The sequence below is a fragment of the Streptomyces sp. BF23-19 genome (genome assembly GCF_041106355.1).
GTDB classification, from domain to species: Bacteria; Actinomycetota; Actinomycetes; order Streptomycetales; family Streptomycetaceae; genus Streptomyces; species Streptomyces virginiae_A.
The window spans coordinates 77,108-95,992 of sequence record NZ_JBGBPT010000001.1 but is presented as its reverse complement, the minus strand read 5'-3'; the positions used below and the strand labels follow the sequence as shown (position 1 = coordinate 95,992).

Annotated in this window: 20 protein-coding genes and 3 pseudogenes; 7 read left to right on the top strand and 16 right to left on the bottom strand. The window is 71.4% G+C overall.

From position 1 onward, the window contains the following. Positions 1-79: 79 nt before the first annotated feature. From AB8A24_RS00440 to AB8A24_RS00430, 3 genes are all read right to left on the bottom strand, one after another. Complete coding sequence (locus tag AB8A24_RS00440; RefSeq protein WP_369474156.1) at positions 80-1,168, bottom strand: alpha/beta hydrolase; 1,089 nt, start codon at positions 1,166-1,168, stop codon at positions 80-82. 167 nt (positions 1,169-1,335) lie between these two features. After that, positions 1,336-1,476, bottom strand: a complete 141-nt coding sequence (locus AB8A24_RS00435) for a hypothetical protein (protein ID WP_369474154.1) — start codon at positions 1,474-1,476, stop codon at positions 1,336-1,338. Positions 1,477-1,540: 64 nt separating this feature from the next. Beyond that, positions 1,541-2,791 carry a cytochrome P450 gene (locus AB8A24_RS00430; protein ID WP_369474153.1) on the bottom strand — a complete coding sequence of 417 codons (1,251 nt, stop codon included), beginning with the start codon at positions 2,789-2,791 and terminating at the stop codon, positions 1,541-1,543. A 745-nt stretch (positions 2,792-3,536) separates the two neighbouring features. Here AB8A24_RS00430 and AB8A24_RS00425 point away from each other — a divergent pair. After that, positions 3,537-4,190, top strand: coding sequence for a TetR/AcrR family transcriptional regulator (locus tag AB8A24_RS00425; RefSeq protein WP_369474151.1), 654 nt, complete (start codon positions 3,537-3,539; stop codon positions 4,188-4,190). Between the two features lie 170 nt (positions 4,191-4,360). Here AB8A24_RS00425 and AB8A24_RS00420 read toward each other — a convergent pair whose 3' ends face one another. Continuing rightward, positions 4,361-4,849, bottom strand: coding sequence for a hypothetical protein (locus AB8A24_RS00420; protein ID WP_369474149.1), 489 nt, complete (start codon positions 4,847-4,849; stop codon positions 4,361-4,363). A gap of 179 nt (positions 4,850-5,028) precedes the next feature. Here AB8A24_RS00420 and AB8A24_RS00415 point away from each other — a divergent pair. Continuing rightward, positions 5,029-5,193 (top strand): annotated as a pseudogene (locus AB8A24_RS00415) (GNAT family N-acetyltransferase); the annotation flags it as partial. A gap of 128 nt (positions 5,194-5,321) precedes the next feature. Here the strand turns inward: AB8A24_RS00415 and AB8A24_RS00410 are convergent. Beyond that, positions 5,322-5,879 (bottom strand): DUF3291 domain-containing protein, encoded by a 558-nt coding sequence (locus tag AB8A24_RS00410; RefSeq protein WP_328960391.1) that lies wholly within the window; start codon positions 5,877-5,879, stop codon positions 5,322-5,324. A gap of 484 nt (positions 5,880-6,363) precedes the next feature. On the opposite strand from AB8A24_RS00410, the pseudogene AB8A24_RS00405 reads away from it, so the two are divergent. Then, a pseudogene (locus AB8A24_RS00405) lies at positions 6,364-6,576 on the top strand (IS5/IS1182 family transposase); the annotation flags it as partial. 14 nt (positions 6,577-6,590) lie between these two features. On the opposite strand, the gene AB8A24_RS00400 reads toward AB8A24_RS00405, so the two are convergent. After that, entirely contained in the window at positions 6,591-7,316 is a 726-nt protein-coding gene (locus tag AB8A24_RS00400) for a histidine phosphatase family protein (RefSeq protein WP_369474147.1), read from the bottom strand. On the opposite strand from AB8A24_RS00400, the gene AB8A24_RS00395 reads away from it, so the two are divergent. Then, positions 7,315-8,778, top strand: a complete 1,464-nt coding sequence (locus AB8A24_RS00395; protein ID WP_369474146.1) for a DUF1775 domain-containing protein — start codon at positions 7,315-7,317, stop codon at positions 8,776-8,778. The two genes, AB8A24_RS00400 and AB8A24_RS00395, sit on opposite strands and share 2 nt — an antisense overlap. A gap of 149 nt (positions 8,779-8,927) precedes the next feature. Here the strand turns inward: AB8A24_RS00395 and AB8A24_RS00390 are convergent, their stop codons facing one another. The 3 genes and pseudogenes from AB8A24_RS00390 to AB8A24_RS00380 form a co-directional block, all read right to left on the bottom strand. Then, positions 8,928-10,805: a copper resistance CopC/CopD family protein gene (locus AB8A24_RS00390; RefSeq protein ID WP_369474144.1), complete on the bottom strand. Its 1,878-nt coding sequence runs from the start codon at positions 10,803-10,805 to the stop codon at positions 8,928-8,930. Positions 10,806-11,204: 399 nt separating this feature from the next. Then, positions 11,205-11,876, bottom strand: coding sequence for an HAD family hydrolase (locus tag AB8A24_RS00385; RefSeq protein WP_328960394.1), 672 nt, complete (start codon positions 11,874-11,876; stop codon positions 11,205-11,207). Positions 11,877-11,964: 88 nt separating this feature from the next. Then, a pseudogene (locus AB8A24_RS00380) lies at positions 11,965-12,279 on the bottom strand (LLM class flavin-dependent oxidoreductase); the annotation flags it as partial. Positions 12,280-12,491: 212 nt separating this feature from the next. On the opposite strand from AB8A24_RS00380, the gene AB8A24_RS00375 reads away from it, so the two are divergent. Then, positions 12,492-13,283 carry a ribonuclease BN gene (locus AB8A24_RS00375; RefSeq protein WP_369474142.1) on the top strand — a complete coding sequence of 264 codons (792 nt, stop codon included), beginning with the start codon at positions 12,492-12,494 and terminating at the stop codon, positions 13,281-13,283. 36 nt (positions 13,284-13,319) lie between these two features. On the opposite strand, the gene AB8A24_RS00370 is transcribed toward AB8A24_RS00375, so the two are convergent. Further along, on the bottom strand, positions 13,320-13,667 hold the full coding sequence (locus AB8A24_RS00370) for a hypothetical protein (RefSeq protein ID WP_369474141.1): 348 nt from the start codon (positions 13,665-13,667) through the stop codon (positions 13,320-13,322). 364 nt (positions 13,668-14,031) lie between these two features. Between AB8A24_RS00370 and AB8A24_RS00365 the strand changes: the two genes are divergently transcribed. Then, positions 14,032-14,406: an SsgA family sporulation/cell division regulator gene (locus AB8A24_RS00365; RefSeq protein ID WP_328960395.1), complete on the top strand. Its 375-nt coding sequence runs from the start codon at positions 14,032-14,034 to the stop codon at positions 14,404-14,406. Between the two features lie 313 nt (positions 14,407-14,719). Then, positions 14,720-14,947 carry a hypothetical protein gene (locus AB8A24_RS00360; RefSeq protein ID WP_369474139.1) on the top strand — a complete coding sequence of 76 codons (228 nt, stop codon included), beginning with the start codon at positions 14,720-14,722 and terminating at the stop codon, positions 14,945-14,947. An 82-nt stretch (positions 14,948-15,029) separates the two neighbouring features. Here the strand turns inward: AB8A24_RS00360 and AB8A24_RS00355 are convergent, their stop codons facing one another. The 6 genes from AB8A24_RS00355 to AB8A24_RS00330 all read right to left on the bottom strand — a co-directional run bounded on the left by AB8A24_RS00355 (position 15,030) and on the right by AB8A24_RS00330 (position 18,870). Next, positions 15,030-15,296, bottom strand: a complete 267-nt coding sequence (locus AB8A24_RS00355; RefSeq protein WP_328960397.1) for a DUF4235 domain-containing protein — start codon at positions 15,294-15,296, stop codon at positions 15,030-15,032. Next, the gene (locus AB8A24_RS00350) at positions 15,293-15,631 is read right to left on the bottom strand and encodes a DUF3618 domain-containing protein (protein ID WP_328960398.1); all 339 of its coding nucleotides are present in this window, start codon (positions 15,629-15,631) and stop codon (positions 15,293-15,295) included. Before AB8A24_RS00350 ends, AB8A24_RS00355 begins: the two co-directional genes overlap by 4 nt. Further along, positions 15,628-16,041, bottom strand: coding sequence for a phage holin family protein (locus tag AB8A24_RS00345; protein ID WP_369474136.1), 414 nt, complete (start codon positions 16,039-16,041; stop codon positions 15,628-15,630). Before AB8A24_RS00345 ends, AB8A24_RS00350 begins: the two co-directional genes overlap by 4 nt. Beyond that, complete coding sequence (locus tag AB8A24_RS00340) at positions 16,004-17,047, bottom strand: YihY/virulence factor BrkB family protein (protein ID WP_328960400.1); 1,044 nt, start codon at positions 17,045-17,047, stop codon at positions 16,004-16,006. Before AB8A24_RS00340 ends, AB8A24_RS00345 begins: the two co-directional genes overlap by 38 nt. A gap of 336 nt (positions 17,048-17,383) precedes the next feature. Continuing rightward, entirely contained in the window at positions 17,384-18,292 is a 909-nt protein-coding gene (locus AB8A24_RS00335) for a phosphopyruvate hydratase (protein ID WP_328965783.1), read from the bottom strand. Then, positions 18,289-18,870, bottom strand: a complete 582-nt coding sequence (locus tag AB8A24_RS00330) for a hypothetical protein (RefSeq protein WP_328960401.1) — start codon at positions 18,868-18,870, stop codon at positions 18,289-18,291. Before AB8A24_RS00330 ends, AB8A24_RS00335 begins: the two co-directional genes overlap by 4 nt. Positions 18,871-18,885 lie beyond the last annotated feature (15 nt).

Here is an 18,885-nt window from a genome sequence, read left to right as displayed (position 1 = left end):
GATGTACGGGAGGCATCCCTACGAGCCGGAGGAACCCGGAGGAACCAGAGGAGGCGGAGGAGGCGGAGGAGGCGAGGTCCTACTGCGGCTTCGGCCCCTTCATCAGCTTGCTGAGCTGTTCCAGGGCGCCTTCCCGCATGCCCCGGACGTAGTCCCAGCCGTTGTGGTCGCCGCCCTGGATCTCGTGGATCGAGACCTTGATCGGGCCCTTGCCGAACTGCTGCTGGAACTTCTCCATCCGGTCGCGGCCGCCCTCCTTGGTGCCGTACTGGAAGAGGATGTCCACCTCGGGGCCCTTGGTGCCGATCAGCTTCGGTGCGAGCTTCTCGGGGTTGTTCGCGTCCATCTCCGCCTGGTGGCCCTTCCAGAGCGGGGAGTCGGGGATGATCTCGCCGCCGTTGGCTATGACGGCCCGGAAGTGGTCCGGCTTCTGCAGGAGTTGCTTGAGGCCGACGAAGGCACCGGAGGAGTTGCCCATGAAGGCCCAGCCGTCGCGGGACTTGTAGGTACGGAAGTTGGCGCGGGCGAGGTCGGGTACGTCCTCGCCGATCCAGGTGCCCATCTTGGCCTGGCCGGGGATGTCGGAGCCGTCGTAGTAGTACTTGGCGTCCGGGTTGAGGATCGGCATGACCAGGATGAACGGGAGGCTCTTGCCGGCGGCGGCGCCCTCGGCGATGGCCTTCTGGAGGCCCAGCTTCGGCATGGTCGCCCAGTAGTTGTCGGCGTTCCCGTTGCCTCCGGGCAGCGCGATCATGACCGGGAAGGCGCTCTTCGCGTACTCCGGGCGGTCGTACTCCTTGGGCGTCCACACCCAGACGCTGCCCTCGAAGCCGGACTTGGGGCCCTTCACCCGGGCCTTGGATATGCGGGTGCCGTCCTCCAGCTTGACCGTCTGCTTGAAGTCGGTGACCGGGCCGGTGGGGAGGGACACGTCAGGGTCCGCGGTCGGCGCGGCGTCCTGCTTCCCGGCGCCGGTCTCCTTGTCCTTGCCCCCTCCCGTCGAGGGCTTCGCGTAACTGACGGACTCCCCGTTCCCGTCGAACCAGTCCGTCGCCCAGAAGATCGCCCCGGCGCCGGCGCCGGCGAGCAGGACCACGGCCACCGCGGAGCCGATCCACACCTTCTTGCGGGATCGACCGGGCTGCTGCGACTGCGGGTACTCGTGCACGAACTTCGCTCCGAACGGTGGGGCTGCCCTTGAGCGGGCAGAACGGGTGTTCCGCCTCTTTGGATGTGTTTCGCGACCCTCAAGGTTGCAAAAACATGCAACAAATGTCGTTTAGGTTTCAAATGAGCCCGTCGGTGCCGCCCGGTGCGGCTCGTCGCGGGGCGGTGTCACCGTCCGGCGAGCGCGAGGATCCGGTGCACGTGGGCGAGCGGCGGGTCGGCGATGCCGGCGGCGGTGGTCGCGACGTGTTCCGACGGGTCCGCCGACGACCGCGTCAGCTCCTCGGCGGGAAGCGTGGGACGGGGCACGATCGCGCGGCGCACCGAGGCGTCGGGGGACTCTTCTCCCTCGACGAGCCGACCACCGAGTCCGTCACGCGGGCCGGATGCCGTCGCAGGCGATGGGCAGGTGGCGGGGACCGCGCAGGACCGCGTTCCGGCGGTACGGGGGCGGGTCCTCCAGCAGTCGGGGGTTCTCCAACCGGCGGGCCAGTTCGCTGAGGGCCAGCTGGGCCTCCAAGCGGGCCAGAGGGGCGCCGAAGCAACTGTGGATGCCGCTGCCCAGGCCGAGGTGCTGGATGTCCTTGCGGTCGGGGTCGAAGCGGTCCGGGTTCTCGAAGCGCTTGGGGTCACGCTTCCCGGACGCGAGGATCAGCAAAACCGTGGCGCCCTTGGGGATGGTCACCCCGCCCACCTCGATGTCGGCGAGCGCGCTGCGCCGGGGCAGCAACTGCACGGGCGGCTCGTAGCGCAGCAGTTCCTCGACGATCGGTACGGACAGCTGCGGGTCCTCGCGCAGCCGTTGGAGCACGTCCGGGTGGCGCAGCAGGGTGAGCATGCCGTTGGTGATCAGGTTGACCGTGGTCTCGTGACCCGCGATCAGCAGCAGCGCGGCGGTACTGATGATCTCCAGGATGCTCATGGACCCGTCCGGTTCCTCATCGACGGCCGCCAGTTGGGACAGCATGTCCTCGCCCGGGTTCTTGCGGCGTTCCTCGATCAGACCGGCCAGGTACATGCCGAGCTCGATCTGCGCGTCGGCCGCGACCTTGGACGTGGTGCCGGGGTCGACGTCCGGATCGGGGTCCAGGCTGGCGGCGAGGGTGTCGGCCCAGACGTGGAAGCGCGACTCGTCCTCGTGCGGCACCCCCAGCAGCCGGCAGATCACCGTCACCGGGAAGGGATAGGAGAACTGCTCGACCAGGTCGATCCGTTCCAGGGAGTCCGCGCCGACGAGGCCGTCGATGAGGCCGGAGACGATGCCACCGAGCTCGCCGCGCATGTCGTGGACCCGGTGCGGGGAATGCGGCGGCCCGAAGGGCCGGTTCGTGATGCGGCGCAGCCGGTCGTGGTCCGGCGGGTCGAGCCTGATGAAGACCGGCGGCAGAGTCGATTCGTCGCCCTCGTCCTGCCCCAACGGGTCGCTCGCCGACAGCGTCAGATTGCGCGGGTCGGAGCTGATGCGCGGATCGTGCAGCAGGGCCTGGATCTCGTGGTAGGTGCTGACGACGTACGGCCCGTCCTCGTCGTGGAACACCGGCGTCCTGCGCAGCTCCTCGTACAGCGGGTACGGGTCGGCGCGGTTGGCGTAGTCGATGACCTTCCGGAGCATGGCTTGGCTCATGGTGTGCCGCCTCCGTCGTCGTCCTCACGGGTCGTCGGCCGACTCCGGACCCCGCTTGATCCAGCATGCACGGAGGCCCCGACGGTCGCCTGCCGGGCGGCGAAACCGCAGGCCATACCCCCCCGGTCGCCCCCACCGGTCACGCCGTCGCACCGCGCCCGGTCACCGTCCCCGCCGTCCCCGCCGTCCCGCAGCACCCGTTCATGGCCGCCAACGGCTCCAGCCACCTGCACGGCGACGCCTACCGGATCGACACGCACGAAGGCCCCGGCCCCACCGGCCGCGAGCTCGCCGTCCGCAGCAGGCTCCAGGGCGGGCTCCGCGGCTCGGTCACCTTCGACGCCAGGGGCCGGTTCGTCACCGTCCGCATGACCCCCGGACCGGCTCCCCGGCTGATGCTGCTCGATCCGGACGACCGCCAACGGGTTCCGAGCGTCGTCGGCAAGGTCTCCCTCGCGACGGGTCTGCTGTTCTGCTGTACGCCTTCACCCACCCGAGCGCCGACGAACTGCGGTCCGCCCGCCGGAAGGGCGCCACGGCGATGCCCGACGCCTGGTACCGGACGGCGTTGGACGTACGGACGGGTGAGCGGGTGTGGAGCCGACCGGTCGGTTCCGGCCCCCTCTTCGACCCGCCACCCCGCCGCGGTACAGGGCACGAACCGCGGCCGGCGGCGCTGCCGATGCCGCGGCCGCCTTCTCATCCGTTTGCGACAATGACACCCAGCGAGGTGGGGAGGGACGCCGTGAACCAGCCGGCTCGACGACCAGGGTCCGAGGACCGCGCCACGGACGGCCGTGCCGAGCGCGGCCGGCAGTCCCGGGTGAAGATCGCCGAGGCCGTCCTCTCCCTGCTCGACGAGGGGGAATCCGCCTTCCCCGCGGAGCGGGTCGCCGAGCGTGCCGGAGTGTCCCGACGCCTCGTGTTCCACCACTTCGCCGACATGTCCGAGCTGGTGGAGACGGCCATCACCCGTCGGCTGGAGCAGCTGATCGAGCAGATCAGGCCGCTTCCGACCACGGGGCCCCGTACCACTCGGGTAGCGGCCCTGACGGAACAGCGGGCCAGGATCCTGGAGTGGATCACACCGGCCCAGCTGACCCTGATGCGCCTGGCGACACCGGGTGACCGCGTCACCGAGGTCACCCGAGAGGTGCTGGACCTCGCCCGGGCGCGACTGGCCGAGGTCTTCGCGGAGGAACTCGAACGTCTGCCCGCCCCGCGCGGATCCGAGGTGCTCCACGGACTGGACGCGGTGACGACCTGGGGCGCCTGGTACCACTGGCGCAGCAGCGGCCTGAGCGCCGAAGCGGCCGCCCGCACGATGGAGACGGCGGTGCACGCCCTGCTCGCCACCACGGACCAGCCTCCGTCCCGGCAGCCGGCCGACCTCCACTGACTCCCGGTAGGGCCGCGTCACCGGTCGGTACACAGCCGATCCCCGCCTCGCGGGCGGGGATCGTGCGGTCGGCCGCCTGGTGCAGTCACACTCCGACAGCTCGGAAGGTAGGTGTCGGCACGGGGCGACCGGGCTGCGACCGGGTACGGCCGAGGGCGTCCGGGGCGATGCTACGGAAGCGCGGCCCGTTCCCCAGGCCCTCCGGCGCCGTGCGACAGCCGGCCGTGCAGGGCGGGACCGCCGAGGGTCACCAGGACGAACAGGAAGCCGGCCGTGATCAGCGCGGGCTCGGCGAACCACAGCCCCGCGAGCTGGTCGACGAGCAGCGCGACGGCCACGAGGAGCACTTTGCCCGCCACCAGGCCGAAGAACAGCCGGCGGTCGACGGGGGCCCGCCCGGAGCGGGCGAGACGGCGGCCGACGAATCGTCCGGCCACGCTGACGCAGAGCACCACCACGAGGACGCGCAGGGCGTGCTCCCACGCGGGCGTGTCCCCGCCGAGGGCCCAGATGCCGCCCACGGCCGCGCCCACAGCGGCGTAGGCCGCGGCCGTACGCGCACGCCAGGCCGACGCCGTACGCGGCCCGGTACGGCGCGTGCGGCCCGCGCGGCCCGCGCGGCTCGGCCGGGAACCTGCTCGGACGCTGTAGACGGACATGTCTCGCCTTTCGTGACAGGCAGCAAACAACGGCTACGAAGAAGCACAAAACAACTTGCACTTCGAGTGTCATATCTTTCGCTGCGAATCGTCAAGCCCCGACCTCGGCGACGCGGCCGGATCCTCCCGGTGACCCAGTCGGGTGGCGCCGCCTCCCGGTGACCCCTCCGCGACGGAAAGTCCCTGGTGGAGCGGCGGGGGTGACGATGGTGAGCGTGGCCGCCACGCACCGTAAGGGAGGCCTGATGACCGCGATGATGCGACGCCGGCCGGACGACGTGCACGCGGACCAGGTGGCCGACCGGCCGGGCAGACCGGCCCGCCGGCCCGGGCGGGAGCGCCTGGCCGACCCGACACCCCAGGGCGGCGGCCACGACGGCGGCTCACCGCACCGGTGCGTCCGACCGGTCGATGCGGGCGCCACCCTGGAGACGCGCAGGTCGACCTCGCCGGCCGGGCCGCTCGGGCGGGCTCAGCGAACCTGGTCGCTCTTCGGCCCGATGCCCTTGACCCTGGTCGGAGTTCCGTCCGGGGCGAACGAGTGGTGGAAGGTGAACGCGTGCGGCGCGGTGCCGTGGTCGTGGAGGTGTTCCAGCTTGGAGACGCCGTCCTGCCAGGTGGGTATCACACCGTCAAAGACCCACCAGCACACGTAATTCGGGTGTCCTGTCCTCTCGAACCAGTCGTAACGCCTGTTCAGCGCCTCACGGTGCAGACCTGTGTAGACGGCGTCGAAGGCGGGGTTCAGGTCGGTCCAGAGGGAGAGTGTCGTGGCCAGGGCGGTGGTTTCCACCGTACGGCCCTTGTCGTACCAGGTCGGTACGGCGAACTCTCCCCATGCGCCCCAGTCCGCCCCGAAGAGCAAGCCCCGGTCACCGCCCGCCGCTTCAGCACGCGCGAGGTATCCGGGGTGCTGACTGATCTTCCGGTACACGGCCTCACCGATGTCGTAGAACTCGTGCGTGAGAGGGGTGGGATCGGCGAGAGGTGACTGCAGGACGCCGAAGGTGTACAGCGCAAGTTGGGGCATGTGTCTCTCCCTGGTCGTGGGCGTGACCGACCCACCCGTCGCGGGTGGCTCAACCTGAAGGAACTCCGGTGCGACCGTGGGCGATCGCCGAAGACCAGGTGAAGGTAGCTGCCTCAGCGGGCCATGTCGAAGTTGCGTTTTCCCTGTTCACATGGCCTCTTGCTCCGGTCAGCGCGGGGGCCGGGGCGGACCTGCCCGGGGCTCGACGACCGTCAACGCCTGCGCCGCCCGGCCTCGTTCACACCACTGCGTGCGCTCAGAGCCTGACTCGACCGGTACACCGCCGATCACCACGAAGAACCCTCTGTCGCACCGGCGGCACGAACACCCCGACGGATGTACGGCGCCGCCCCCTGAGAGGTCATCTCGTTTGGATCAGTGGTCTGCGACCGTGACGATCGCGGAGCGCCTCGTGCCTGATGGGCTGTGGGAGTTGTGCCAACGGGTGGTGCCGACGACACCCACACGCCCGAAGGGTGGGGATCGGCATCTCCGGGGCCAACGCATCGCCCGACGGGGCGTCGAATCCTCCCAGCGGCTGGGACGCCATCGCTGGACTGTCGAACGCGCTGTCTCCTGGCTCGCCGGATACCGCAGATTTCACCACCGCCACGGCCTCAACGCCGAGCACTTCCTCGCCTTCGCCGGCATTGCTGCGGCACTCATCTGCTTCCGGAGCCTCTCGCGCCAGATGTGACGCGGCGGCCTTGCCTAAGGGACGTTCCAAGCGGAGATGATGGGTTGCCCGTCCTCGGTGGCCAGGAAGCTGAGAGTGCCCTGATGCGGGTGGCCGAGCAGTCGACTCGCGGACGCGTCGAGGCCGAGCCGGCGCACGGTGAGCACGCGCGCCAGGTGGCCGTGCGCAACCACGGCGACATCACCCTCGCTCAGCAGCGGACGGATCCGGTCCAGCACCGCGTCCGTGCGTGCGGCCACCTGCGCGAGCTCCTCGCCGGGGTGGTCGGCGTCACCGGGAATGACGCCGTCGCGCCACAGGTTCCAGCCTGGCCTCGCCTCGCGGATCTGCTCGGCGGTCAGGCCTTCGTAGCCGCCGTAGTCCCACTCCAACAGGTCTGGATCGGGCTTGGCACCTGTCAGGCCGGCGAGCTCGGCCGTCCGCATGGCGCGGCTCAGCGGGCTGGTGAACACGGCAACCAGACGGCGGTCGGCCAGCCTCGGAGCAAAGCACCGGCCGCGGCCTCGCCCGCTCGGCCAGCCGGACGACCCCGGCGGAGCCTCGTTCCGTCCGACAGACCGGAGAACCGCATGCCGCCGACGGCGATGTCGAGTCTCCTGCGAGGGCCAGTGGTGTTCAACCCGGCGACTCCACGCACGACCGCCCTGAGCCACCGACCGACAGCCCTCACCACGAAACTGCTCCGCAATTGACAGTTGGGGCCTGGCGGCGGCCGGGTGTGGTGATGATGGACCCGACATGGCCGAAGCCTCTGTGGGGATGCGCTCGTGTCCGCTGCCGTCGAGGTGGGGCGGACGGCGGCTGCGGGCTGCCGTGTTCACGCTGCTCAGCGGCATGTTGGCGGTCGTCGGCCACCATCTGGCCTCGGAGGAACCGGTGTCCTGGCGGCGGGCTGCCGTCGGTTCGGTGGTGGTCTTCGCGCTCTCCTGGCTCGCGGCCCGTCCGTGCCGCCCCGGGTGGTACGTGGTCACGGCCACCGGGCTCGCTCAACTGCTGCTGCACCGAGCCCTGTCCGTACCCCAGGCGGCCGGCGGCCAGCACACCGAAGCGCACGGAAGCGCGCTGGAGATCGGACGTACGGCACACCACAGCACGTGGACGATGACGGCGGTCCACTGCGTGGCCGCATGCGTGATGGCTCTGCTCATGCATCGCGCGGACCAGGTGCTGAGCCGGCTGCCGGAGACGGTGGGCCGATGGGTCCAGGCAGCCGTCGCGGCGACCGCCGCGGCGTTCGGCGTCGCCTGTCGGCCGGGGGTGCGGACGGGCTTGCGGCCCGTCCGCCGCGCTGCGAGCGACGGCTCGGCCATGCGGCCGATGGTGACCACGATGCTGTCTCACGCGGTGGTGCGCCGGGGGCCTCCTGACGGATGTGCAGGAGACGTTCCCCTGATCCTGACGGGCCCTTCGGCTGCAGATCGAGGCCCGTCACGCGTACCGAGAGGGTTCTCCAACATGAACGGAACACACACGCGTCGCCGGCTCCGCAGGTTGGGCATCGCGGCCGTGGGCGCCCTGGTGGTCGTGGGTGTGGCTGCCGGCCCCGCCGCCGCGCACGCCGAAGTCACCGCCTCCGACCCGCGCGCACTCGCCGAGAACGTGACGCTCTCCTTCACCTCCGAGGCCGAATCGGAGACCGCGGGCATCTCGGAGTTGCGGGTGGTCCTGCCGCAGGGCATCGCTCCGGACGCCGTCACGCTGAAGGACGCTCCGAAGGAGTGGAAGCTGACGGCCACGCCGGACGGGTACGCGATCGGCGGCCCGGCCCTGGCTACCGGCACGGACGCCGAGTACAGCGTCACCGTACGCCAGCTGCCCGACGAGAAGTCCCTGGCCTTCAAGACCCTGGAGACCTACGGCGACGGGAAGATCTCCCGCTGGATCGAGGTGCCCACCAACGGCGAGAAGGTCGACAACCCCGCCCCCGTGCTCGAGCTCCGAGCGGCGGCCCCCGGCGCCGAACCGATCGCCGCCGGCCCCTCGCCGTCACCGTCGCCGAGCGCGGTCGTCCCCTCCGCCCAGCCCTCGACCGCGGCCCCGTCGGCCGCTCCCGTCGCGGCCACGGACGCGGGCGCGCAGGCGACGAGCGGCAAGGACGCGGGCAGCAACACCGGGGCCGTCGTCGGCGCGATCGCCGCCGTACTCCTGCTGGCCGCCGCCGGCTCCTTCTGGTGGGTACGCCGCAGCCGTAGCCAGGCCTGACAGGACCGGTCGGGGCCGGCGCGTGGCGTACTCCACGTGCCGGCCCCGACCGCTGCGCCCTGCCGATGGAGACCGAACGCCTCACCGGCGGAAAGCGGCTGCGCCGCGGCGCAGCCGTACGGGCCGACTGACGGCACGGCCACAGCGGGTCACCTCGGTACCGGCGTGATGCGGACGGTCTCGCGCACGGTGACCTGGTCGATGTCGGTGGTGCGGATCGTGATGTTCAGGGTCCACTCGCCGGGCATCGGGAGCCGCAGGTCGTAGGCGGCCCAATACCCCTTCTGGTTCTTGAGCTTGGCGTCGAGCGGGCCGATTCCGAGCTCTTCCTGGGTGAGCGTGAGGCGGAGTTCGGGAACGGAGGCGAGACCGCCGTCCGCGGTGAAGACGACGGCTTCGACCGTGTTCTCGCCGACGCGCCCCGGCGCCAGCGTGATCTGCACCGTGCCCTGGTGATTGGCCGTGCCCATGTCGAAGGGCACCGTGAGGACCTTCACCCCCGAATCCTGCGCCGAGGCTGCCGCGACCTTCTCACCGGCGGCGCGGCTGGGCTGGGTGCCGGTGAGCATGGTGGTGATCACCAGGACCACGACGCCGAGTACGGCTTCGACGGTCACCATGCGGCGCAGGCCGCGCCGGTACGTGTCGGCCTCGGAGGCGGGCGGCGCCGCCTTCTCGCTCGGCCCGTCCCCGGCAGGCGCATCGGGTGCGGTGTCGCGGTCCTGCCCTGCCGGAGCGGTGGGCGCGCCCACCGTCTGGGCCACCCGCACCCGCTCCGCGGCACGCACCCGCACCGCCTTCCTGGCCGGCGACGCCTCGTGGACGAGGCGGGCGGTCCAGCGGCGGGAGTACGAGGCCACCCACAGCACCAGGACCACGACGGCGACCTTCACGACGAGGGTCCTGCCGTACGAGGTGGTGGACAGCGCTTCCCACGAGCCGACCTGCCGCCAGGACTGGTAGACCCCCGTGCCGACCAGTACGGCTACGGCTCGGAAGGCCAAGCGGGAGAAGCGGGCGATCGCGGACGCCGGAACGCCCTGGCCGGCGGGGCCGCGGCGGAGGAGGAGCAGCAGCGTGATCAGGCCGCCCAGCCAGACCCCCATGGCCAGCAGGTGCAGCACAGCCACGGGCATGGCCAGCACCACCTGGATACCGGCGGCGGCGTGTTCCGCGAAGGCCCAGGTGACCGCCAGGGCCACGGCAAGCAGCGCACCGACCTGCCGGACCCGGGCCCCGAGTTCGGGCGGCGGCGCGCCGTCATCGGCACGGTCGAACCGTCGGGCCCATCGCCTGAGCAACACCGCGGCGACCGCCAGGAGCACGAGCCGTGCCATCAGCGCGCCACCGGACCTCGTCGTGACGGCCCGGCCCAGCTGCGCCAGGTCGAACGCCGAAGTCACCGAGCCGGCCGTCTCGTACGGGCCGCGCAGCAGCAACAGGGCCACCGTGGACGCCGTCAGCGCCACCCACCCGACGGTCAGCAGCCTGCGCACGGGACGGATCGCGCCCGCCGTGGGCCAGCACACGAGGACGAACGTGGCGGCTCCGACGAGGAGGGCGAGGCCGCTGTAGGCGATGTGGCGAAGGACTCCGTACAGGCGGCCGACCGCCGTGTCGTCCGGTGAGCCGGTCGCCACCACGGCGGCGGTCTCGGACGGCCGGCCGATGGAGAAGACGAACGCGCCGGAGATCGGATGGCCGTCTGCGGACACGACCCGCCACGCCACCGTGTAGGTGCCCTGGGGCAGCTTGCCGGACAGCTCCACCCGGGCGGTGTTCTCCTTGCCGTCCGCATGCTGCGCGGGACGGGGGTTCACGCGCTCGTTGGCCGGCGACAGCACGCGCAGTGAGTCGTCGGAGAAGCTGACCGACTCGGTGAAGGTGAGCGTGACGTGCTGCGGCTCGGCCTTCAGGACACTGCCGTCCGCAGGATCGGAGCCGCTCAGTCCGGCATGCGCGAAGGCCGCGCCCGCCCCGCCGAGAAGCAGGGCGAGTACGGCGGCGACCAGGACCAGGACGGTCAACGGCCTCCTCGTGGGAGGCGATCCACTGGGCATGTAGGCACAGTCTCCGAAGGGGCGGTCGTCAACGGTGACACCGCCGCCGGGAACGCGGTCGTGCGAGGCGGCCGTCGGACGGCGGGTGTCACCGGGGGCGACAGGGGCGGACTCTGGCGGGCCGGTCGGTGTGGGCGGCGAGATGTGGACGATAGTGCTGCCGGCCGCGTGACCGGGCTGTTTGAGCAACTTCGGCTAAAGACGGCGCGGAACGCTCGACTCGGGTCGCTTTCCCTGTACGGGGCTCACCCGCCCTCGGCGGAGGCCTCGTCCTCCGCCGCGACCCCGGCACCGAGGAGCACGTCCGATCGTGACGCGGGGACACCGACCTGTACCACGTCGACGTCACCCTCGTCCGACACTCCCTCAGCGGGCGGGCACGCGGGAGAACGGGCTGTCGCCGAGGCGGGCCAGCAGGTCTGCCGGGTCGCGGTACGTCGCGGCGGCCCCCGCGTGCTCCAGGTCCGCGCGGGGGATCCCTCCGCAGAGCAGGCCGATCGCGCTCACGCCGGCGCGGGCGGCGGCCTTCATGTCCCAGACGGAGTCGCCGACGAACACCGCACGGTCGGCCGGTGCCCCTGCCAGATCGAGGGCGTGCCGGACGGGGTCGGGCGCGGGTTTGCCCTGCTCGACGTCGTCGGAGGTCGCGGTGGCGGTGAGCGCGTCGTCCGCGCCGATGGCCTCGCGCAGTGCGCCCAGCTCCCTTTCCTTGGCCGAGGTGACCAGCAGGACCTTCCACCCGGCGTCCGACAACGTCCGCAGGAGGTCGGCGGCCGCGTCGAAGGCGCGGAGCCTTGGAAAGTACGTGGCGTAGAGGGTGTCGTGGGCGGCGCTCAGCCGGTCGTCCTCGGAGTGGTCCCGCTGCTCGCCCAGGAGATGGGAGAGGAGATCCTCGCCGGGTAGGCCGATCGCACGGTGTACGGCGTGCATGGGCACATGGTGTCCCGCCTGGCGCAGGGCTTCCCACCAGCAGGTGACGTGGAGGTGGTTGGTGTCCGCGAGGGTTCCGTCGACGTCGAAGAGTGCGGCGCGGTCCATGGCGGGGCCTCCTTCACAGCTTCCGAAGGGCGGGCGGGAGTTCGAAACTGTCCGGGCCCGGAGGTTCGGCGTTGACCAGACGGCCTGGCGCCCGGCGAAGCAGGGCGTGCGCGCCGTGGTGGCTCACGTACTCGCCGGTGAACATCCGCCGGCTGATGTCGACAGCCGCCTCCAGCACGTCCAGGAGTACCTGGGCGGCGGGCCGGCCCGCGCCGACTATGTGCTCGTTGAGGTTCTCGCCCGAGCCGAGTCCCGGCCGGAAGCGGCCCTCGGACAGGATCTGCACGGTCGCCGCCTTCTGCGCGACGACCGCGGGGTGGAAGCGGAACGTCGGGCAGGTCACGCATGTCATCAGCGGGATACGGGAGGTCGCCTGCGCCGCCGCGCCCAGGACGCTCCACGCGCATCCGATCAGCACCATACCCAGCGCCTAGCCGCCATCGGCCCTTTCGAAACCCTTCCTCGCCAAGTGCTTCCTGCTCCGCTCGGTGGAGGGACCGACCCGAACGGCCTACCGTGGGGAGGGCAGCAGCTGGAGCGGCCATGCCCGTCGACCCGACTTCCCCTGATCGCGGCCCGCCGGCGACGACCGGGCGGCTGTCGCCCGTCGGCCGGATGCGCAGCACGTTCCGCCGCGCGCGGGCCGGCCGCCGTTGGGCCCACGTGCGGGAGCTGGGGCTGTGGCAACGCGCGCTGGGTTTCGCCGCGCTCGGGTTCCTGACACTCGTACCGCTGCTGATCGTCGTCGCCGCGGCGGACGCCGCCGACGGGCGGGGGTTCGCGCAGTGGCTCGGGGACGGGCTCGGCGTATCGACGCCGGCCAGGTCGGAGATCGAGCGGCTGTTCGCCCTGCCCGGTCAGGCGTGGCGGACCACGACGGCTTTCGGCCTGGCGCTGCTGGCCGTGTTCGGCCTGTCCTTCGGGACCGTGCTGCAGAGCGGCTACGAGCAGGTCTGGGACCTGTCCCCGGCTCGCTGGTGGGCCCCGTGGCGGCACGCGCTGTGGCTCGCCGTGCTGGTCGGCGTGCTCTACCTGTCGGCGATCTCCCCGCCGTGGCGGGACTCCCCCGCCCGCGGCGGTGTGACGTTCCTGATCGGCACCCTGTTCTTCTGGTGGTCCCAGCGGCTGCTGCTCGCCGGCCGGGTCGGCTGGATCGCCCTCCTCCCCGGGGCCGTGGCCACCATGCTCGGACTGCTCGGCCTCCGGATCTTCTCCCGTCTCGTCTTCTCACCGCTGATCGCCTCCAGTGCCGTCACCTACGGCCCCTTCGGAACCGTCCTCGTCATCCAGACCTGGCTCGTCGCCATCGGCGTGGTCGTCTTCGGCGGCGCGCTCGTCGGCCGGCTGCTCCACGAGAGGCTGCCGCGCCGGGCGAATCCGGCCGATACGTCGCCGGGGACACGGTGAGAACGCCGTCCGGGCCTGTGCCCCTCACCCCTCCGCTCAGGTCTCGCGGCTCGGGAGGATCTCCTTCACCCCGGCGAGGGCGAAGCCCCACCCCTGCGCCACGGTCGGCTCGCCCGGCACGGCCACTTCGGGAGCCCACAACTGGGCGCCGCTGGCCTGGGGCGCCCTCGGGCCGGGCGACGAAGCCGTGTAGCCGTCTTCGTCGCGCATCTCGTCCTCACCGCGCTCACGCGTCGTCTCGTCCCGCTCGCGCTCTTCGGGGCTCCTGCGCCGTGCCCCTTCATGGCCTGTGCCGGAGCGGATCGGGTCCCGGTCCGAGCGAGGGCGCTCCTGTTCCTCACGGCCCTTGCCCGATTCCTGGCGCTTGTCCTGCATGTCGCCCATGACGGCGACTGCTCCGAGGACGCGGCTGAAGTCTCTCGCTCACCGAACTCACGCATGGCGTCACATCTCGCGGCATTTCTGTCGCTGACTGTGATGGGCGGGTGAAAACCGCGGCGCACCCGGCGACATCGGCGAACGGCCATCTCCCGGGACCCCGTCAGCGTGGTGGGCGACTTCGAAACCGCGAAGGACGGCAAGCGAGCCGTGACCGTCGAGCCGCATGCACACCTGACCGGGTCAAGATTCACACGGGTGACGCAGAATGCCAGACGTGTTCGGCGGGTACGCGCGGCCGGTCACCTGTTGTCTTGTGGAGGTCACCTTGCCGTCCTCGCTCTCCGACACGATTTCGACTCACCTCGCCGTGGCCGACAGCCTCCTGCCGGTACCGACGCGGGCCGTCTACGACACATCCGACCCCTACGCGGTCCGGTTCGACTTCATGCTGGACGCCGGGCATCCCACCCCGTGGCACTTCGAGCGGGACATGCTGGCCGAAGGGGTGCGCCGGCCCGTGGGAGAGGGCGACATCAGCCTCCGCCCCCGGTGGGCGGGCGGGCATCGCACGCTGGTCATGCAGTTGTGGGGAGACACACCGGCCGGGTACGAGTCCGCGGTGCTGGTCGTCGACGCGGCGCAGGTGAGCTGCTTTCTCGAGCAGTCCTACGGGTTGGTGGCCCGTGGGTCCGAGTCCTGGGACATCGACGGGTTCCTGCACAGCATCCGGTGTCCGGACTGAGGACGCCGCAGGAGGGTGGTCCAGGGGCGGCTACCTGTCGAGGCGGCCGCCTGTGGTCGCCGGCCGGACGGGGAGCCGTGGCGGTCAGCGGTGCTCGGGCGGGCACATCGCCTACCGCGACCGGCCGGTGCCCGGCGCGCCACGGGCCCCGCAACGCCCTCGGACCCGTGACCTCGGCCCGTGACCTCGCCGCGGCCGACGGCGCGCCGTGCGGGGCGGCCGGGGCGGCCGTCCGGGTGTGCGGGTTTCCGGTGGCAGGGTGCGGGCAGCCGCCGCTTGGGGGACCCGACGCACAGCACAGGAGGTTTCCGCCATGGAAGACCAAGGCGGCGCCGGCGGCGCCCCGCTCCACCACCACGACCACGACCACGACGAGCAGCGACGTCGCGGGACACCCCGCACCGCACCCGGCCCCAAGGCCTCCCCCAAGGACGAACCGACCGTACGGGCGGCGGACACGGACGAGGCCAGCCGCCTGGACCGGCCGGGTACCGGCGGCGAGCCCGCACGTGAGCGGCGCCGTCCCGGGCGGGAGCACTGACGCCACGGCCTCACAAGGACCGCTGCCAGACCGGTCGGCCTGGCAGCGGTTCACCGCCGACCCACTGCCGACACGGCCTCGGTCAGCCGGGCCATGTGCCCGTGACGCGCCGCGTCGCTACCGCACCGGAGCGGTCGACGGCAGCCTTGACGGCCGCGAAGATCGCGCCCTGCAGGGCCGCGGCGATCAGGATCTCCCGCCAGGAGCGGTCCTCGTCGGTCGCCGCGGGAGCGTCGTCCGCCCCTTCGACCAGCTTCCAGACCTGCTTGAACACCAGTCCGGCGAGTGCGCCGCTGACGGCGCCCAACGCCAACCCGACCGGCTTGTACGCGATCGCCGACGCCTTCACCGGTGCCTCCTCCGGTTGCCCCGCACCAGCAGGAACACGATCAGCGCAGCGCCGACCGTGAGCAGTGCGGCCCGGCCCGCCTTGTCGAGGACGGGGTCGGGTGTCTTCTCCGCCGCCAGGTGCGCCACGTGTTCGACCCTGCCCCGGATCTGTCCTGTGACCAGGGCGGCCTTCTCCGTGGCCTGCGCCTTGACGTCGGCCTTGGCGGCCAGCGCTTCGACGGTGCGGCCGAGTTGGTCTCGGGTGTGCTCGATCCGTGCCCGCAGTTCCTCGGGAGAGGGTTCGTCGGCGGTGGGTTGTCGGGGGGCGGGTTCGTCGCGGGACTGGCTGGTCATCGGTGTGCCTTCTCCCTGATCGCGGCGACGTCGGCCCTGAGGCTCTCCATCGTCTGTTCGGGCGCCGGTGTGCCGGCCTTCGTGATCTGCTTCTTGCCCGCCATCGCCACCACGGCGGCGCTCGCGGCCAGGACGGCGGTGATGATCAGGGCCGAGGCCCAGACGGGAAGCACCAGGGCCAGGGCGGCGATCCCCGCCACCACCAGGGCCTGGGCCGCCAGGACGCCGAGGAGTCCGGCTCCGCCGAACAGGCCTCCGCCCGTCCCGTACCGCTTCGACTTCCGCGTCATCTCCACGCGCGCGAGCTGCATCTCCTGGTGCACCAGCTCCGAGATCTGCTGGGACGCCCGCGAGATCAGCACGCCCACCGAATCATCGGCGGGGCGACTCCTCTGTTCGATCGTGGTCACTGTTCTCCACCTCGTTCTCAGGTCGATCGGATGCCTCTGGTTCCCGACCGCCGAAAGGGAGGGAGGATGCCTCCATCCGGCGACGGTCCTCGTCGCTCCAAGCCTTGGTGTCGCGGGGCCGCACGTACGGCTCCTCGTGCGCGGGCAGCCCGCCCGCGATCGCCCGTTGGCGGGTCAGTTCCGCGTCGAACTCCAGCCCGAGGAGGATGGCGAGGTTGGTGATCCACAGCCACACCAGGAAGACGATCACGCCCGCGACCGTGCCGTACGTCTTGTTGTAGGACGCGAAGTTCGCGACGTAGACGGCGAAGCCGGCCGAGGCGATCATCCAGATCGCCAGGGCCATGAAGCTGCCGGGGGTGACCCATGCGAAGCCGCGCCCCTTGGCGTTCGGGGCGGCCCAGTACAACAACGCGATCATGATCGTGACGAGGAGGACCAGAACCGGCCACTTCGCGATCGACCACGCGGTGAGCCCGCTGTCGCCGACACCGAGCGCCTCGCCGGCCCTCCGGGCCAGGCCCCCGCTGAAGACCACGATCAGTGCGCTCGCACACGCCAGGAGCATGAGCGTGACGGTCAGTGCCAGGCGAAGCGGAAGGATCTTCCACATCGACCGGCCCTCGGGCACGTCGTAGACGGCGTTCGAGGCACGGATGAAGGCTGCGACATAGCCGGACGCGGACCACAGGGCGACGACCAGGCCGACGACGGCGACCAGTGAGCCGATCCCGCTGCGGCCCTGCAGTTGCGTGACGGCGTCGCCGATCACGTCCCGGACGGAGCCGGGCGCCAGTCTCCGCAGGTTGTCCAGTACCCGCTGCGTCGTCGACTCACCTGCGATGCCCAGCAGGGACACGAGGACGAGGAGGGCGGGGAAGAGTGCCAGCACCCCGTAGTAGGTCAGGGCCGCCGCGCGGTCGGCCAGCTCGTCGTTCTTGAACTCCCTCGCCGTGCCGCGCAGCACGGCGCGCCAGGATCGTTTCGGCAGATCGGTGGGCTTCATACCCTGCGGCTTTCCGCCGCGGCCGAATGCATGCCCGTACGTCAGGTCCAATCCGCCGCTTGCCGCTCGCGGACCAGCGTCTCGCATGCGCGACAGAAACTTCGCACATAAGGTGGCACATGCTCGTTTCATCGACTGAATACGCCACAGATGCGCTTCTGGGTGATGCGCGCCCCACCCGGCGGGAGGCCGCGGGCTGGACGTGCTGGGCGTGTCCGCGGTGGTCCTGGACGCCAAAGAGCGGATCACGTTGTGGAGGACGAACACGGCGGCGGGTACGCCCCCGGGGATCGCCTGCGACGAGGCCGTCGTCCGGGGTGTGGAGGGACACGGCCCTCAGGGACGGTTCAGCGCCGCTCCGCCCGCGTACCGCGCGGACGCACCCAGTTCCTCCTCGATCCTGATGAGCTGGTTGTACTTCGCCGTACGGTCGGATCGGGACAGCGAGCCCGTCTTGATCTGGCCGCAGCCAGTCGCCACCGCCAGGTCCGCGATGGTGGTGTCCTCCGTCTCGCCGGAACGGTGCGACATGACGACGGTCCAGCCCGCTCGGTGCGCGGTGGCGACCGTGGCGAGGGCCTCGGTCAGGGTGCCGATCTGGTTGACCTTGACCAGGACCGAGTTGCCGACACCGGTGCGGATGCCCTCGCGCAGCAGGTTCTCGTCGGTGCAGAACACGTCGTCGCCGGTGAGCTGGCAGCGGTCGCCGACCCGGGCGGTCAGCTCCCGCCAGCCGTCCAGGTCGTCCTCGGCCATGGGGTCCTCGATGGAGACGATCGGGTACGCGTCGATCAGCTTGGCGAGGTGGTCGGCGTGTTCGGTGGGCGTACGGCGCACGCCCTCGCCCGTGTACACGTACGTACCGTCGCGGAAGAACTCCGACGAGGCCGGGTCCATGACGAGGCCGATGTCCGTGCCGGGCCGGTAACCGGTGCGCTCGACGGCCGCCATGATGAAGTCGAGCGCCTCCTCGGCGGTACGCAGTGCGGGCGCGAAGCCGCCTTCGTCCCCGACGCCGGTGGAGTGCCCGGCGGCCAGCAGATCGCGACGGAGCGTGTGGAAGACCTCGGAGCCCATCCGGACGGCTTCCGCGAAGGTGTCCGCGCCGATCGGGGCGATCATGAACTCCTGGAAGTCCAGCGGATTGTCGGCGTGGGCGCCGCCGTTGGAGACCGTGCGCGTCGTCGAGGGCGGGGCGCGGGGTGTGCTCGGGGGAGCCTCCGGGGCCGGGTGGCGACCGGTCAGAACGCGCCCCCGACCTCGTACGGGGCGCCCGCGGCCGTGGTGGCCGTCGCCTCGTAGGTGTCCTGCCCCGCGTCCCGGCCACCCGGGGCGTGGTTGTACTGGCCGGCGAAGACGTGGCGGCCGGCCGGGACGGTTCTACCGGCCTTCAGGGTCCACCGGTAGACCGTCGCAGTGTCGCTTCGGTGGACGGTGGCCTCGAAGTCGTCCCCCGGCAGCGTCTGCCAGGTGCCGGTGGTCGCCACGCCGCCGGTCTGGGTGATACGGACCTCGAGGGTGAGGGCGGCGAGCGGTTCGCCGTTCTGGAGGGTGATGTTGCTCTGGGCCCAGTAGGTGTTGCTGTGCGGGTCGACGGAGCCGTCGGACCACAGGGGCCCGCTCTCGGCGCTCAAGGCATCGCTGCCGTCGGGCGCCGTCGCCACCTGGCGGGCCCGCCCCTCGTCCTTCTGGGCGGAGGCGACGGTGAAGGCTCCGGCGACGATGGTGGCGCCGACGGCGAGCGTGGCGAGGGTGATGCGGCCCCAGGCGACCGCCCGGGTGTTCCGCCGGGCGTGGGGGACCTCGGTAGCGGCTGCGGCCATGCCACGTTGCACGCG

Bases quoted from the DNA above. Each gene is read 5' to 3' on its own strand.
- AB8A24_RS00430 (WP_369474153.1), bottom strand. From the start codon at position 2,791: ATGAGCCAAGCCATGCTCCGGAAGGTCATCGACTACGCCAACCGCGCC.
- AB8A24_RS00350 (WP_328960398.1), bottom strand. From the start codon at position 15,631: ATGACCAGCCAGTCCCGCGACGAACCCGCCCCCCGACAACCCACCGCC.
- AB8A24_RS00385 (WP_328960394.1), bottom strand. From the start codon at position 11,876: ATGGACCGCGCCGCACTCTTCGACGTCGACGGAACCCTCGCGGACACC.
- AB8A24_RS00400 (WP_369474147.1), bottom strand. From the start codon at position 7,316: ATGTCGGGTCCATCATCACCACACCCGGCCGCCGCCAGGCCCCAACTG.
- AB8A24_RS00370 (WP_369474141.1), bottom strand. From the start codon at position 13,667: ATGGGCGACATGCAGGACAAGCGCCAGGAATCGGGCAAGGGCCGTGAG.
- AB8A24_RS00330 (WP_328960401.1), bottom strand. From the start codon at position 18,870: ATGGCCGCAGCCGCTACCGAGGTCCCCCACGCCCGGCGGAACACCCGG.
- AB8A24_RS00360 (WP_369474139.1), top strand. From the start codon at position 14,720: ATGGAAGACCAAGGCGGCGCCGGCGGCGCCCCGCTCCACCACCACGAC.
- AB8A24_RS00420 (WP_369474149.1), bottom strand. From the start codon at position 4,849: ATGTCCGTCTACAGCGTCCGAGCAGGTTCCCGGCCGAGCCGCGCGGGC.
- AB8A24_RS00395 (WP_369474146.1), top strand. From the start codon at position 7,315: ATGGCCGAAGCCTCTGTGGGGATGCGCTCGTGTCCGCTGCCGTCGAGG.
- AB8A24_RS00340 (WP_328960400.1), bottom strand. From the start codon at position 17,047: ATGAAGCCCACCGATCTGCCGAAACGATCCTGGCGCGCCGTGCTGCGC.
- AB8A24_RS00375 (WP_369474142.1), top strand. From the start codon at position 12,492: ATGCGCAGCACGTTCCGCCGCGCGCGGGCCGGCCGCCGTTGGGCCCAC.
- AB8A24_RS00410 (WP_328960391.1), bottom strand. From the start codon at position 5,879: ATGCCCCAACTTGCGCTGTACACCTTCGGCGTCCTGCAGTCACCTCTC.